This window comes from Actinomycetota bacterium, from assembly GCA_005888325.1.
Classification (GTDB): domain Bacteria; phylum Actinomycetota; class Acidimicrobiia; order Acidimicrobiales; family AC-14; genus AC-14.
In genome coordinates, this window is record VAWU01000059.1 from 1 (window position 1) to 14,454 (window position 14,454).

The 14,454-nt window shown below is 69.6% G+C and carries 13 protein-coding genes; 1 reads left to right on the forward strand and 12 read right to left on the reverse strand.

All coding sequences use genetic code 11. The annotated features are described in order from the left end of the window. Nucleotides 1-385 precede the first annotated feature (385 nt). Nucleotides 386-2,272 carry a DNRLRE domain-containing protein gene (locus E6G06_17055; protein TML87836.1) on the forward strand — a complete coding sequence of 629 codons (1,887 nt, stop codon included), beginning with the start codon at nt 386-388 and terminating at the stop codon, nt 2,270-2,272. A gap of 148 nt (nt 2,273-2,420) precedes the next feature. Here the strand turns inward: E6G06_17055 and E6G06_17060 are convergent, their stop codons facing one another. The 12 genes from E6G06_17060 to E6G06_17115 all read right to left on the reverse strand — a co-directional run bounded on the left by E6G06_17060 (nt 2,421) and on the right by E6G06_17115 (nt 14,420). Beyond that, entirely contained in the window at nt 2,421-3,671 is a 1,251-nt protein-coding gene (locus E6G06_17060) for a hypothetical protein (protein ID TML87837.1), read from the reverse strand. After that, on the reverse strand, nt 3,503-4,309 hold the full coding sequence (locus E6G06_17065) for a CPBP family intramembrane metalloprotease (protein TML87838.1): 807 nt from the start codon (nt 4,307-4,309) through the stop codon (nt 3,503-3,505). The genes E6G06_17060 and E6G06_17065 overlap by 169 nt, the downstream gene beginning before the upstream one ends. Continuing rightward, complete coding sequence (locus tag E6G06_17070) at nt 4,306-4,545, reverse strand: hypothetical protein (GenBank protein ID TML87839.1); 240 nt, start codon at nt 4,543-4,545, stop codon at nt 4,306-4,308. The genes E6G06_17065 and E6G06_17070 overlap by 4 nt, the downstream gene beginning before the upstream one ends. Next, the gene (locus E6G06_17075; protein ID TML87840.1) at nt 4,542-4,919 is read right to left on the reverse strand and encodes a hypothetical protein; all 378 of its coding nucleotides are present in this window, start codon (nt 4,917-4,919) and stop codon (nt 4,542-4,544) included. The genes E6G06_17070 and E6G06_17075 overlap by 4 nt, the downstream gene beginning before the upstream one ends. Further along, nucleotides 4,861-6,750, reverse strand: coding sequence for a hypothetical protein (locus E6G06_17080; GenBank protein TML87841.1), 1,890 nt, complete (start codon nt 6,748-6,750; stop codon nt 4,861-4,863). Before E6G06_17080 ends, E6G06_17075 begins: the two co-directional genes overlap by 59 nt. Before the next feature lie 6 nt (nt 6,751-6,756). Further along, nucleotides 6,757-8,082: a polysaccharide biosynthesis protein gene (locus E6G06_17085; protein ID TML87842.1), complete on the reverse strand. Its 1,326-nt coding sequence runs from the start codon at nt 8,080-8,082 to the stop codon at nt 6,757-6,759. After that, on the reverse strand, nt 8,079-8,921 hold the full coding sequence (locus E6G06_17090; GenBank protein ID TML87843.1) for a glycosyltransferase: 843 nt from the start codon (nt 8,919-8,921) through the stop codon (nt 8,079-8,081). Before E6G06_17090 ends, E6G06_17085 begins: the two co-directional genes overlap by 4 nt. 10 nt (nt 8,922-8,931) lie before the next feature. Continuing rightward, nucleotides 8,932-10,008, reverse strand: a complete 1,077-nt coding sequence (locus E6G06_17095; protein TML87844.1) for a hypothetical protein — start codon at nt 10,006-10,008, stop codon at nt 8,932-8,934. Nucleotides 10,009-10,013: 5 nt separating this feature from the next. Next, nucleotides 10,014-10,985, reverse strand: coding sequence for a glycosyltransferase family 2 protein (locus E6G06_17100; GenBank protein TML87845.1), 972 nt, complete (start codon nt 10,983-10,985; stop codon nt 10,014-10,016). 14 nt (nt 10,986-10,999) lie between these two features. After that, entirely contained in the window at nt 11,000-11,893 is an 894-nt protein-coding gene (locus E6G06_17105) for a glycosyltransferase (protein ID TML87846.1), read from the reverse strand. A 535-nt stretch (nt 11,894-12,428) separates the two neighbouring features. After that, complete coding sequence (locus tag E6G06_17110) at nt 12,429-13,622, reverse strand: LLM class flavin-dependent oxidoreductase (protein ID TML87847.1); 1,194 nt, start codon at nt 13,620-13,622, stop codon at nt 12,429-12,431. A 30-nt stretch (nt 13,623-13,652) separates the two neighbouring features. Beyond that, complete coding sequence (locus tag E6G06_17115; GenBank protein ID TML87848.1) at nt 13,653-14,420, reverse strand: class II aldolase/adducin family protein; 768 nt, start codon at nt 14,418-14,420, stop codon at nt 13,653-13,655. Between the last annotated feature and the right edge of the window lie 34 nt (nt 14,421-14,454).

Consider the following 14,454-nt stretch of genomic DNA (forward strand, 5'->3'; position numbering starts at 1 on the left):
TCGACCTCACCCTCGGGAACGGCTCCTACAGCTGGAGCTTCGACCGGGCGGCGGGCGGCAGCTACACCGACAGCGGCTCGATGGCCTGTCGTTAGCTCCCGGGCCCGGTAGCGCGCTCCGACTACGGAGTGCGAGACTCGGGACCCGGGAGCCCCGACTACGGCGGGCTCCCCGAGCTCCTTTCCGGCGACTTCCCTCAGTTCTCCCGCGTGCCGGAAGGGCCAGAACCGCCGGACTTCGATCTATCTCACGAAGTTTCATTGTCTGTCACGCTTGACAATTTCCACTTTCCCCTCAGTGGGCCCGGACCGTGGTGCCGATACAAGGCGTTGCGACTCCGCATCACTGCGCCGAACGACACTCGGCAGAGAGGTCCCGGACTGCAATGTTGAAGCGACTGTCCCCTCGCATCCTCAACGACGACCCCCGCCGGCTCGCGCTGGCGGCGGCGTGCGTGTTGGCCACGCTCGCAGCGGCGCAGTTCCTCGCTCCGGCGCTCACCCGCTCGGCCGAGGTCTCGACGTTCACGGTCACCGCCGACTCGTACGTCAGCGAGGGCCAGCCCGACCTCGTGCACGGCAGCCTGCCCTTCCTGAAGGTCGACGGCGGGCCGTTGGAGCACAGCAGCTACCTCCGCGTCGACATCCCCGCCGCGCAGCGAACGCTGAAGAAGGCGACGCTGCGGGTGTACAGCACCCAAGCCGACGCCGCGGGCGTCACGGTGCGGTTCGTCAACGACGACAATTGGCGCGAGAACGCGATCACCTTCAACAACGCGCCCGCGCACCTGGGACGCGTGCTCGGACACTCGGGACCGATCGCCGCCAACGCGTGGGTCGACATCGACATCACCGAGCCGCTGTTGCACAACCCCGCGATCGCCAACGGCGGATCCCTCGAGCTGGAGCTCACCACGTCGTTGTTCGCGCAAGGCGCGGAGGCCGCAGCCCAGTTCGCCAGCCGCGAGACCGCGACTCCGCCCCAGCTGAGGATCGAAGGTGGGGTCACCCCGGCAGTGAGCACGACAGCCGCACCCACCACGAGTGCGCCGCCGACGACCACGCCGCCCACGACCACTCCTCCGACGACGGCACCGCCCCCGCCGCCGCCTCCCGTGAGCGGGGCGCTCTACGTCGACAGCGCGAGCGGCAACGACGCGAACGCGGGAACGTCGCCGGCCGCCGCGTGGAGGACCCTCGCGCACGTCAGCGGCGCCGCCCTCAACGCCGGCGACCACGTGCTCTTGAAGCGCGGCGCGGCCTGGAGGGGCGACTCCCTCGTCATCACACGCAGCGGCACGGGCGCCAACCCCATCGTGATCGGGGCCTACGGGTCGGGCTCGCCGCCGTTGATCCAGGGCGGTAGCTGCGTGGAGCTGCGAGGCAACGCCGTCGTGCTGCGCGAGGTGCACGTCGACAACTGCGGTTGGGCGGGCGTGAACATCTACGGAGCCGGCGATCGCGTCGAAGCCAGTGAGATCAGCAACAACATCGCGGGCGTGTTCGCGCGACAGACCTCGTCGGCCGCGGTCATCACCGGCAACACCATCCACGACAACAACCGCATGTCGGTGCTGACCCCCGGCGGCAACGACGACTCCGGCGCCTTCGGCGTGCTCCTCCAGGGCAGCGGCACCGACGTGTCCTTCAACACCATCTCGGGCTCCGACGCGTTTTCCTACGACTACGGCCGCGACGGCGCGGCAGTCGAGGTGTACGGGGCCACCGGCAGCAACGTCCACCACAACGTCGCCGTGAACAACGACGCGTTCTCCGAGCTGGGCAAGGCCGGTTCGGCGGACAACACCTACGCGTACAACCTGGTGCGCGGGAGCACGCCCAACGGGATCGGCGTCGTGACCCGCGGCTCGGGCAGCGGCTACGGGCCCGTGCTCAACACCCGGCTCTTCAACAACGACATCGTCCTCGGCGGCGGCAACAGTCAGGGCTTCGTCTGCCATGGCGGTTGCGGTCCGTCGATCCTCACGATGCGCAACAACATCGTGCAGGCGGTCGCGAAGGCTGGCTATGCGGACGCGCCCTTCGACGAGGACTACAACCTGTATTTCGGGGGTCAGACGCAATTCGCGATGGGCCCGCACAGCATGGTGCAGAACCCGGCGTTCGTGAATCCCGGCGGGGGCGACTTCCACCTGCAGCTGGGCAGCCCGGCTGTCAATCACGGCGTCGGCCTCGGCTACTCACAGGACCTCGACCGCAATCCGGTGCCACTGGGCGGCAGCCCGGACCTCGGCGCCTACGAGCGCGCCTAGGTGTTCCTCTCACGGACGTTGGTGACGCGGTAAGGGTCCACCAACGCGAGGACCTCCGGAAGTAGGTGTGCAGGTGTCGAATCCAGCACAACCTCCCGGAGGTCCTCGTGAGTCACCGTAATGCTCCTCTGACCCCCCGGGAGCCCTCTCAGCCGCCGGGGAGCTCGACCGGGCGCCCCGAGGCGTCGTCCCAGCGCAGCACGCGGGCACCGTCCGCGGGTGACACGCGCGCGAAGGTGAGGCGGCCGCCCTCGTCGTGGAGGCCCTTCGGGAGGAAGGGTGACCAGGTGCCGCAGTTCAGGTACTCGGGGCCGCCTGCGGCCGATGTCACGGGGAAGCGCTCGGCCACGTGCGTGTGCCCGAACGCGAGATGGGGGACTGCGACGCCTGCTCCGCGGAGCACGCGATCGATGGCCGTCGCCGCGCGGTGCAGGTAGTCGTCGCGTTGGGTGACGGCGCCCGCCGCGCCGCGCCGTGCGTACCCCGCGAGCCGGCGCACGATGGCGACCGCGTTCGTCTCGGAGAGTCGATCGAGGGCTGCGAGCGTCGTGGCATCGAGCTCGACCGCCGCGTTGGCGGACGTGAGGGCGACGCGCCGGTACTCGGCGCGACGGCGGGCCAGCGCCGGGGCCGACAGCGTGACCGCGTGCCTCACTGCGTGCACCGCGAACCGCAGACGCCCTTCGGCGAGGTACGACGCGATCGGGAGCGCGAGCCGGTCGGACCGGCCGGGCTGCTCCGGCCACAGCAGGGTGTTGACCGCGTTGATGTCGTGGTACTGGTGGCCGTGCTCGGCATACAAGAGGCCGGGTACGTGGAAGATCCACGGGTGGAAGGTCACCGACCCGGGGTGGCTGCGACCTCCGGCGCCGACCAGCTCACGGAAGCGGTCCTGCGTCGAGGTGCGCAGGAGCTCCAGGTCGTGGTTGCCCGGCACGACGTGGACGCGCCGGCCTTCGGCGGCGAAGCGTCCGAGGGCGGCGAAGAACGGTGCGTGGCGCAGGCCTATCCAGTCGAGCGTGGTGCGCGCCGCCGCTTCGGACGTGTCGATCCGCTTGCTCTCACCGGTGGCGCGCGGACGAGCCTCGAGGAAGTCGAGCGCGTCGCCGAGCAGGAGGAGGTCGGCGCCGGAGCCGTGAAGCTGGTCGACGAAGCGGGAGAACGCGTCGTCGTAGTACGAGTCGTCGTGGGCGCCCAGGTGAAGGTCGCTGACGATGACGACGTCGCGCACTAGAGGTTCGGCAGCACCAGGACCGTCAGGATGCCGATGACGCCGTGGGAGATCGCCACGCCCATGATCGAGCGGTTGGTCTGCACGAGCCACCCGTAGCAGAGGGCGACGACGAAGGTGAACAGCATCGTCACGGGCGAGCGCGAGCCGCTGCTGAGCACCGCGCACATGGCGGCAGTGATCAGCACACCGCGCGACGCGCCGTACAGGGAGCACAGGTACGGCTGCAGGAGGGCGCGGAAGATCAGCTCTTCCAGCAGGCCGAGGAACACCAGGAGGATCCCGGCCCCGATGATGAGGTAGGGGAGCTCGTGGCTCTTGACGACGGGCACCGGATGGAACGCGACGTAGGCGATGATGCCGAGGGGGATGCCGGTGGCCCCGATGAGACCCTGCTGGAGCGACCACCCCCAGATCCGGGCGTCGACCGGGCTGAAGTGGATGTAGCGGGCGATCAGCACGACCCCGGTCAGCAACGGCACCCCGATGAGCAGGAACCAGAAGACCGGCGCGAGCCCGCGCGTCGGCATGGTGAGGCTCAACAGCCGCGCGAGCGGGAGCAGGGCGAGCAGCGGGACGAGCCCACGCGAGGGCTCGGAGCTCGTCTGCGGCGGTACCGGCAGCGGGCCGAGGACCATCGAGTGGTTCAAGAGGACGAGGAGGAGGACGGCGTGCACGGCCATGCCCGCCTCGGCGTTGACGAACGAAGTCAACAGCTCGGCGCCGGCGATGGCGGCGAGGTACGCGCTGATGACGGTCAGGTCGGGGGCGCGAACCCACCGCGGGAGTGTCGACGCCTCGATCACAGGAACTCCGCCATGTGGGCGATGACGACGACCACGAACATCATCAGAAGCGGGAACACCGCGTTGTCGAGGGTGCGGGCCTGGAAGCTCCAGCTCGGGCTCTCGTAGGCGCGCAGCAGCTCGCGTTCCATGAGCAGGATCACGACGGCGATGGCCGCCACCGCATCGACGCCCGTGCCGAGCGACGTGCGGGAGCGGATGAGGTCGAGCGTGAGGTTGCTGACGAGGATCGTCACGTGGCCACCCCCCGCTCCGGGAGCGGTCGCCGGAGGAATTGCAGCTGACGGAGGTCGGGATCCGCCAGCAGGCCGCCGACCGTGATCGCGACGAGCGCGCCGAGGTTGACTTGCACCGAGGGTTGGTGCGCGTACAGGAGCGCGGTCGACACGATCGTGTCGATGGCCAGGCTCAGCGCAACGCCCAGCATGACGGTGTTCACCTCGTTGTCCACCCGTAAGAGACGGGCCCAGGCCAGGCCCGGGCAGAGCACGAGGAAGGGCACCGCCACGACCGGGCGCGCCGACGGCCAGATGCCGGCGTACGTGACGACGCTAACGGCGGCAGTCGACAGGAGAATTGCTGCGGGCCACGTCAGGCTTCGACGGGTCATCGGGTGCTCCTTTCACGCTCTTGTCCAGCCGGAAGATGGCGGCGTCGTCGCTCGAGTACACGCGTGAGAACAGGGGTGAGCTGAAGATCTGCTGCTCCAGCCGGCTCAACGTGCCCGGCGGCCAGATACCGAGCAGGTCGGTGTAGGTCTTCTGGGAGCGGCTGAGCAGCACGAACGCGCAGCCGTCTCGGGGCCGCCGCATCGCCGTCAGCAGATCTGCGAGGCGCGGCAGGCTCTGGCCCTCATCGGCCGCGACCTTGGTGAGCGTGAGGTAGCGGTAGTCGTTGTAGCCCTGCGAACGCCACGGCACGTTCACCGAGCCCGCGACGAGCAGCGCCCCCTTCGGTGCGATCTTGTACAGCCGGTCGACGACCTGGAGCTCCTGCCCGGTGAACTGGTTGACCTTCTCGTTGCCGTAGCGGGCGAACAGGAAGGAGCCGAGCAGCGCGATCGACACCAGGGACGCGAGCCCGGTGGTCGTCCACGACGAGCGCGACGTCAGCGACGGGTAGAACAGCGAGGCGACGAAGAACGCCACGAACGGAAGGCTGAACAGGTAGACGCGCAGGAGCATCTCGCCGCCATAGCCCTGCAGGCCCAGCAGCGGGAACGGTGCCATTGCGAGCAGGGCGAAGGTGAGGTCGCGATGACCGCGTCCGAGCCGGCGGGTGACGCCGAGGAGGGCCAGGCCCCACAACCCCGCCGTCATCACCAGACGGATGCGGATCACGAAGAGATGGTCGGGGCTGCCTGTCAGGCGCTCGCTGACGTTGGCCGTCGTGTTGCCCGAGACGTTGCCGACGTCGGACGTGAGGCGGGCGATGTGGCCGGACAGGTAGTCGACGGCGGCGAAGCTCAGCCAGGTGACGAGCAACACCAGCATCAGCACGTAGAGCCCGCGCGCGGTGGTGCGCCGGAAGACGACGAGGGCGATGACGCTGCCCACCGTGGCGAACGGCGTGAGCTGGTGGCTCGGGACGATCGAGGCGAAGAGGATGATCGCCACCGCGAGCAGCCCGACGCGCTGCCACCCGGTGCCGCTCGGGAGCAGGGCGCCCTCGGCGACGTCACCGTCGGCGCTGCGGTAGCGCTCGCGCCGGAACCACGTGAGCAACAAGCCCAGGATCACGAGGTGGATGAAGTAGGACAGCGCCTGGGGTGAGAAGTAGTCCTGGCCCACCCAGTTGCTGATGAAGAAGATCCAGCAGCCCAACCAGACCACCCGGGCGTCGGAGGTCGCGGAGCGGATGATCATCGCGACCGCGCCCAGGTAGAGCAGGTTGAAGTAGATGGGAGCGTCCGCCGCCAGCGAGATGGGGTTCTTGTAGCCGGTGAGCTTGGTGAACAGCGCCGCCAGCGCGAAGAAGCCGGGCCAGTTGAAGTACGCGTCGATCTTGGGGTCGACGCGGCCGTGCTGAACGAGGTAGTCGGCGACGCCGGCGTGACGCCACGACACCGCGAAGCGCGGGACCTCCTCGATGAACGACGTCATCCCGTACAGCATGAAGATGAGGATCCCGAGGTGCAGGGCCGCCACGGGAATGTTGAGAGGACGCCGGTGGAGGAGGACGCAGAAGCTGACGGACAGCAGGATGAGGGCGAAGAGCACCCGCCCCGGGAGCACCGACGCCAACCCGATGTCGTTGATCTGACGCGGGTTGACGTCGCCGATCGCACCCGCCCACAGCCAAAGGCAGAGCCCCGCGACGACTGCGCACAGCGCGGGCCAGGCGGACTCGAGCGTCGGCAGCAACGGCAGCGCCGCGGGGCGTGCGGGGCCACCACCGGGCGCGGCGGGGAGCGACGCGCCCGTGCGATCCTCAGTGCGCATCGGAGCTCACCCCGCGCTGACAGCGAGGGCGGCGGGCTCGACTGCGCGCGTGGCTTCCGGGTCGACCTCGGCATGCAGTCGGCTCAGGGAGCGCAAACGGACGAGCGCCCAGAGCCCGGTCACCCACTGCGTCGCGACCCATGTCCACGCCATGCCCGCCAGCCCGCCGGACCGAGCCGCGGCCGCAGCCGCGCCCACCGCCACCACCCCACTCACCGTTCCGGTGACGATCGCCTCGGTGAGCTTGCCGGTCGCGCGGCACGAGGCGAAGTACACCTGCACGAGCGTGAGCGGCACGAACGCGATGAGCAGGATGCGCAGGGGAGTGGCGCCCGCGTCCGCATAGCGAGCGCCGAGGAGCCCGAGGAGCGGGTCCGCGAGCACGGCGATGGCTCCCGCGGACGCCACCCCGAAGAGCAACGACGTACCCACGCCCGACCGGACCGCCCGGGCCAGCGACTCGGGACGGTGCGACGCTTCCGCGAAGAGGGCCATTCCCATCGAGATGGGGATGATGTAGACGACCCAGGCCATCATCCACACCGCGTACCAGTACGCGTTCTGGGTGGGGGAGAGGAGCTCGGTGACGAGGATCGGGAGGATCAGCCCGGGCGCCCGCTCGGTGAGGGTGAGCAGGTGGTTGGGCAGACCCACGCGCACCAGCGGGGCGCGTAACCCGTGCTCGAGCCGGGGCCGGTAGCGGTAGCCGTCAAGCGACCGCCAGAGTTGGGAAGCGCCCAGCGCGCACGCGCCCACGCCACCACCGATCCAGAGCGAGAACAGGGCGAGCGAGCTGGCGTCGTGGGCGATCGTGTGCAGCACGAGGAGCAACACCACCGTGACGCCGCCGAAGACGACGTTGCGGGTGAGCACCTGCCCGCCCCGACCGATCGCGATCGAGACCTGGTCGAGCAGGATGTTGAGCGTGCCCAAGACGCACATCGAGAGGAACATGACGACGTAGAGCGCCGAGCCACCGACCACGCGCAGCTCGTGGAACGAGAACTTCGCGGTCACCAGGAAGAGGGCACCGGCCACGAGCGACGCGATCACGACGATGGAGACGGCGGTGTCGACCAGGGCGGCCGGCTTCTGCTGGTGACGAGGGAAGTACGCGATGAAGGCGGAGCCGATCCCCAGGAGGGCCAGCTGGGTGCACAGCATCATGGCCGACACCACGCCCGCGGTGAGGCCGACCTTGTCGGCCGGGAAGAGCCGGGCCGCGAGGAGCCAGAACAGGAAGCCCAGCGCCATCGACGCGGCGCGGCCGGTGATCATCCCGAGGGAGTTCCGCACCATCGACCCGCGGCCCATGGCTTCCTTGCGTATCACGTGGCGTGCGGCTGGGCCACGCGCCCGCGCCCTCGCTCACGCCGGGCCAGCAGCTCTCCGAACATCGCCGTGTAGTTGAAGAACGTGTAGCAGAGGTAGTACGGGACCCATCTCGGCTGGCGGCGAGCGAGGCTGAGCCCGATGCCGCGGAGCCCACCCGCGAGCGGCATGGCCAGCAGGACGGCGCCGCGCAGTCCGTGCTTCGACACCATCCGCGCGAGCCCCTTGCCGTCGGCGCGCCACTGGCCGCGTGCGAAGTCCCATCCCGGCTCGAAGCGGTGCTGGACCACGGTGCGCTTCGACACGCCGATCTTGTGCCCGGCCTGCTCGAGCCGCCAGCGGAGCTCGATGTCCTCACCCGACGAGAAGCGGTCGTCGAACCCGTGGCGGAGGAGCTGCTCGCGCTCGAAGATGGTGGCGACCAGGCCGAACCAGTTCTTGCTCCTGCCCGTGCGGTGGTGGTTGGCGAGCGCCTCACCCCAGTACTCGCCGCCCCCCACGCTGTGCAGACCTGCCTGCAGCGCGGTGTACCCGTCCGCCTTGAACTCCTCGACCAGCTCCGCGAGCGAGCCGTCGGGCAGGACGACGTCGGCGTCGACGAGCGCGACCCATCGCGACCGGGCCGCCTCCGCGCCCATCAGGCGCGCCGCGGGGAGTCCCCGGCCCTCGTCGGACAGGATGCGGTCGGTGAAACCGCGCGCCAGCTCGAGGGTGCGGTCGGTCGACCTGCCGTCGACGATGACGATCTCACGCGGCTCGGAACGCGCGATCGACGCGAGGCAGTCCTCGAGCAGGCCCTCCGCGTTGCGGACGGGCACGACGACCGAGACGTCGAGCACGGCTGCGACCCTAGAGGACCCCCGCGTCGGCCATCGCCTTCTGCAGGTGCTCGACGATGACGTCGGAGGCCTGGTCGGCGGGGAACGATGCGGGAACCCGCAGCAGATACGTGGGCTTGCCGGCGACCGCGCGCTGGAAGACCGTGCGCTTGTCGTCGAAGAAGGTCTCGATGGGCACGAGCCCGGTGGCGCCCATGGCAACGACCACCTCACGGGAATGCAAGCTCATCTCCGTGTGGAAGTTGCCGATCAGCCGGGACACCATCCACGACTCCTCGGTCTCCTGGAGCGAGACATGTGAGGCGTTGAACCGCTCGACGAAGATGAGGATGTCGAGCGGCACGTCGGTCGAGATGCGTGCACCCGGGAACGCGTCTTGGGGCGTGTGCATCATGTGCTCGGGTGACCACTTGCGCGTGACGCCCGCGAGGCGCGGGTACTGCGTGATCAACGGGTGCACGACGGTCGTGAGCTTCGCGATCGGCCTCGAGAGCCTCGACGGCACCAGCGGCTTGCGCTTCTCGGCGAAGAGGTGAGGATAGATCGTCCGGTGGTGCGGCTTGATGAACATGGGCTTGGCATAGCCGAGCATCCGACCGTCGTCGGTGAGGAAGCCCCAGTCGTCGCCCATGAACCCGACGCCGTCGAGCTCGAGCAGCTTGGCCACCGTGCTCGTCTTGCCCACGCCTCCCCATGCCGGCATGCAGACGCCGTGACCCTGGTAGTCCACGTAGGCGGCGTGCATCATGGCGGCGCCCCGCGTCGTCGCCACCCGGTCGACCAGGGGCAGCACGGTGGTGAGCATCTCCCGCGTGCCGTTGACACGCAGCTCCCCGCCGTGACGCACGATCTGCACCTTGCCGTCGCTCATGTAGAGCGCGTCCTCGGTGTACTCGTACTCGTGCTCGCCGTAGGAGCCCTCGACGATGGGCTCCAGCTCGCCCGTGACCGTGATGTCGTGCGGCCCGGCAGGATCGTCGCAGATGAACGGAGCGAACATCTCCTTCATCTGCCTGGCGGTCGGCGCCTGACGCGCCACGCGCATGTTGACCCGGTCGTGGATGTTGAACTCGATCCACCGCGCCATGAGCCTCACGTGCCTTTCTGGATGTGCCGTGCGATCTCGGGCGCAGGGAGCTGCAGGCGCCGGTCGAGGCGGCCCCGCGCGTACCCCGCGGTGGTGGCGGCCAGGCCGAAGGTGATGGCGCCGGCCCGACGCAGGCCGTGACGATCGGCCCCGAACCCGTCCTTCAGTCCCCGGACGACGCCACGCGGCAGCGTGCGACGGACGTAGGCGCGCTCCGACTGGAGGCCCCGCGTCGCTCCCGCGAGACGGGAGACCGCGGCTTTCGAGAGGCCTTCGCCGTAGCAGCGGGCCCGGAAGTACGACCAGCGGCCCCTGTCGCCCGGCACCTTGTGCTCGACCCGCGCCTCTGGCTCGTAGAGGAACGTGCGCCCGGGCCAGCGCGAGCCGGCGCGGATGCAGAGCTCGGTCTCTTCACACCCGAGCGGGACGCTGCCCACCCGGCCGACGCCTTCGTTGAAGCCCCCCACGACATCGAACACCTCGCGCCGGAACGACATGTTCGCACCGATCAGGTTGCGGACCGGTCCCGCGAACTCGGGCATGCCCCGGTAGGTGCAGCCGACGACCCAGTCGAACTCCGCCGGGAACCAGTCGGGGCGGCCGTGCTGCCAGGCGGGCTCGATCGCGCCGCCCACGCCGAGCACGCCGTCGTCCGCGTACGCCGCGCCGAGGAACTTCAACCAGTCCGGGTCGGCCACGGCGTCGTCGTCGATGAACGCGACGACCGCCCCCGTCGCGACCGCGACGCCCGTGTTGCGCGCGCCGGCCAGGCCACGCGACCGCGTGCTGGCGACGACGTTGATGCCCGAGACATGTGCTCCCAGCAGCTCGAGCAGGTCGTCGTTGTGGTCGACCACGACGATGACCTCGAACGGCGGGCTCGACTGCTGCCGGACCGAGGCGATGACGGCCAGGAGGTCGTCCCACCGCCGTTCGGTGTACGCACAGATGACGACTGAGATCGGCAGCGCTGGCAGGGAGGCCTACTTCCTCAGGTGCTGGTCTGGAGGCTGTGCGCCCGATTGATGCCGTCGAGCTCCGTGAGGTCGATGACTGCGGGCTCGGTGAGGTCGAGGACCTTGGCGATGGGCCGACGACGAGCCGGGGCGAAGCGCGCCTCGACCAGCGTCCGCAACACGCGCCGGCCATCACGGAACGTGCGCAGGTTCGACTGTCCGGAGCGACGCATCAGCTCGAAGCTCGGCACCTCGGCGATCCGCAGGCCCGCCCTGACCGCGTTGACGACCATCTGCGTCTCGATCTCGAACCCGTCGGCGGTGAGGTCGAGCGCGTCCAGGCAGTCACGACGGAAGGCCATGAACCCGTAGCACAGGTCGGTGAACTTCGTGCCGTAGAGCACGTTGACCGCGGTACCGAGGGCCTTGTTCCCGAACGCTCGCAGCCAGGTGAGGTCCTCGGATCCCGCGTCGGGCAGATGCCGGGAGCCCTTGACGAAGTCGTAGCCGGCGCGGACCGCGTCGGTGAACATCGAGATCTCGGCCGGGTCCATGCTGCCGTCGGCGTCGAGCATGACGATGATGTCGCCCGTCGCGGCGGCGAAGCCGGCGCGGAGCGCGGCGCCCTTTCCGGGCTTGTGCTCGTGGACCATCACGATCTCGGCCATCGTGGCCTTGGCGATCGCGACGGTGTCGTCGAGTGAGAGGCCGTCGACCAGGAGGACCTCGTCGGCGACACCGCCACGGACGCGCCGGAGCACCCACTCGATGTTCGCGGCTTCGTTCAGCGCCGGGATGATGAGGCTGACCGTGCTCGGCGCGCGCCGGCGCGTCGCGCCACTCAACGTCGGCACCCCGTCGCTCGCGCGACTTCTCTCCCACCCGCGCCCGTGCAGTGCGGCGCGGCGACCTTCACGTCCGCTGATCATGAAGTACAACCTTCCCCCTCGAGCGACTCTGCGATCCCCACCCAGAGCCCACGGTCAAACCCGAATTTCGTCCCGTCGTCGATGAACTGCACAGTTGCAGAACCCTTCTTCCAGGAACTGTCCTGCGAGAGATCGCACCCGCGTTCCCTGCTCTCTCGCAGTCGAACAACGCTTGAACTACAGACGAAATCGCGAGGTCGCTGCAATAGGTCGATCGACTCATGTCCCCACAACGCCCGGAGGCGTAACGTCGTGCTGTTCCCGCGGCATCGCCGCGCCCCATGGGCCGAGCGTGCGCGGAATGTCGGCAAAGTGACCCATGGCCAACGTGGGTCGCCCGGGTACCATCGACGGGCCCGACGTGGACGCGGCGGCCACCATCCGCGTCGAGCACGAAGGCCCGTGGGAGACTCCCGAGAACGCGCCGGGATTGCCGCGCTCGCGACCAACCGTTGTGACCTACGGCTTGTGACTCACCAGGAGTGATCGGCGCGGACGCGACGCGCGATCTCGCGCGTCGACGACCGAGTCGGGATCACGTTGGCGCGGCGCGCGCCGCCTGCTCCTGCTGGTGATCACTCATGGCCTGGCCGATGGCGTTGGCGGCGGCCTGCACGAACCGACCGCCGCTGGCCCTGACCCACTCGCCCGACGCCTCCGGGCCCGCGAGCGAGCCCTGGAAGTGGGGCATGACGGAACGGGCGAACAGCTCGTAGGAGCGGAGGGTCGCCTCGCGGTCGGCCCACTCGTGGGCGAACACGAGGAAGGTGCCGAAGCCCCCCGACTGCTTGACCAGGCGCTCGAGCTGGGCGACGGCCATGTCGGGCGTCCCCACGACCGCGAACCCGGTGGCCGTGAGGAAGTCGAGCATGCCGTCGAAGTCATCCGCGCCGCCGGTCGGGTCCACCGGCAGGATGTGCCGGAAGTAGCGACCGAAGTCCTCCAGACCGAAGCGCACGTCGCGCCGGGCCTGCTCCTCGGTGTCGGCGAGGTGCACGGGGCCGACGAGCCGCCATCTGCGGCGGTCCACCACGGCGCCGAACTCGGCCGCCCGTTCCTCCATCACCTGCCAGTGCCCGCCGAGCAGGTCGAAGGCCTGCTGCTGCGTCGCGGCGATCGACAACAGCCCGAGGCCGAAGCGCCCCGCCGCCCGCGGCCCCGACGGCGAGATCGTGGCCGCCACGGCGATGTCGAAGCAGGGGTGGCTGTAGGGGCGCAGCTGGAGCCGCGCGTCCTGCAGGGTGAACCAGCCCGCGTGGCGGGTCACCGGCTCGTCGGCCGCGAGCAGCGCGACGATGGCCTCGAGGCTCTCCTCCATCATCGGCCGTTGCCGGAGGGGCTCGATGCCGAGCATGTGCGCATCCGAGGTGAGCTGACCGGGGCCGACGCCGAGCATGACGCGGCCGCGCGTGAGGTGGTCGAGCAGCACCATGCGGTCGGCGAGCAGGAGTGGGTGGTGGTAGGGGAGCGAGCTCACGCCGGTACCGAGCTTGATGCGGCGGGTGCGCTCCGCCGCCACCGCGATGAACACCTCGGGCGACGCGATGAGCTCGTAGCCGGCGGAGTGGTGCTCACCGATCCACGCCTCGTCGAAGCCGAGCGCGTCGAGCCGCTGGACGAGCTCGAGATCGCGGTCGAGGGCGAGGGTGGGGTTCTGGCCCGTGGGGTGGAACGGCGCGAGGAAGATGCCGAAGCGGAGCGGCCAGTCGAGGCCGTGCGGGAGCGTCACGACGTCAGGGCCCGACGGGGGAGCGCACGGTCAGTCGAGCAGGTCGGGCTGCTCGCGGACGATCCGGGCGTAGAGCGGCTGGAAGCTCAACCAGCCGGCCGCGTGCATGCCCACCTGGCCCGCGGTGCGCGCCGCGTTCTCGCGGTCGATGAGCACCGGGGTGCCCGCCGCCTCGGCCATGAGCTGCGCCTGGCAGGAGCGCTCCATCGTGATGAACCACCAGGCGGCTTCGTCGACGGTCTGCCCGACGGTGAGCAACCCGTGGTTGCGCAGGATCACCGCCTTGCTCTCACCGAGCGCGTGGGCGATGCGCTTCCCTTCCTCGAGGTCGAGCACGACACCGGTGTAGTCGTCGAAGAGCGAGTGGTCTCCGTAGAACGCGCACACGTCCTGGGTGATGGGGTCGAGCAGCCGCCCCAGTGACGACCAGGTCTTGCCGTACACGGAGTGGGCGTGGGCCGCGGCGATGACGTCGGGGCGAGCCGCGTGCACCTGCGAGTGGATGGCGAAGGCGGCCGTGTTGACGAAGTGGTCGCCCTCGACGACGTCGCCGCGGTCGTTCACCAGGATGAGGTCGGAGACCCGGATGTGGCCGAAATGCATGCCGAACGGGTTGACCCAGAAGTGGTCGAGGTGCTCGGGGTCGCGGGCGGTGATGTGGCCGGCGACGCCCTCGTCGAACCCGAAGCGGGAGAAGAGCCGGAACGCGGCGGCCAGGCGCTGCTTGCGGTGCAGGCGCTCGTCGTGCACCGAGGCGAACGTCGGCGGCGTCAGGGTGGGAGCGGGTGAGTCGGGCATCGGTCGACGACCTCCGGGCGGTGATGAGCGCGCT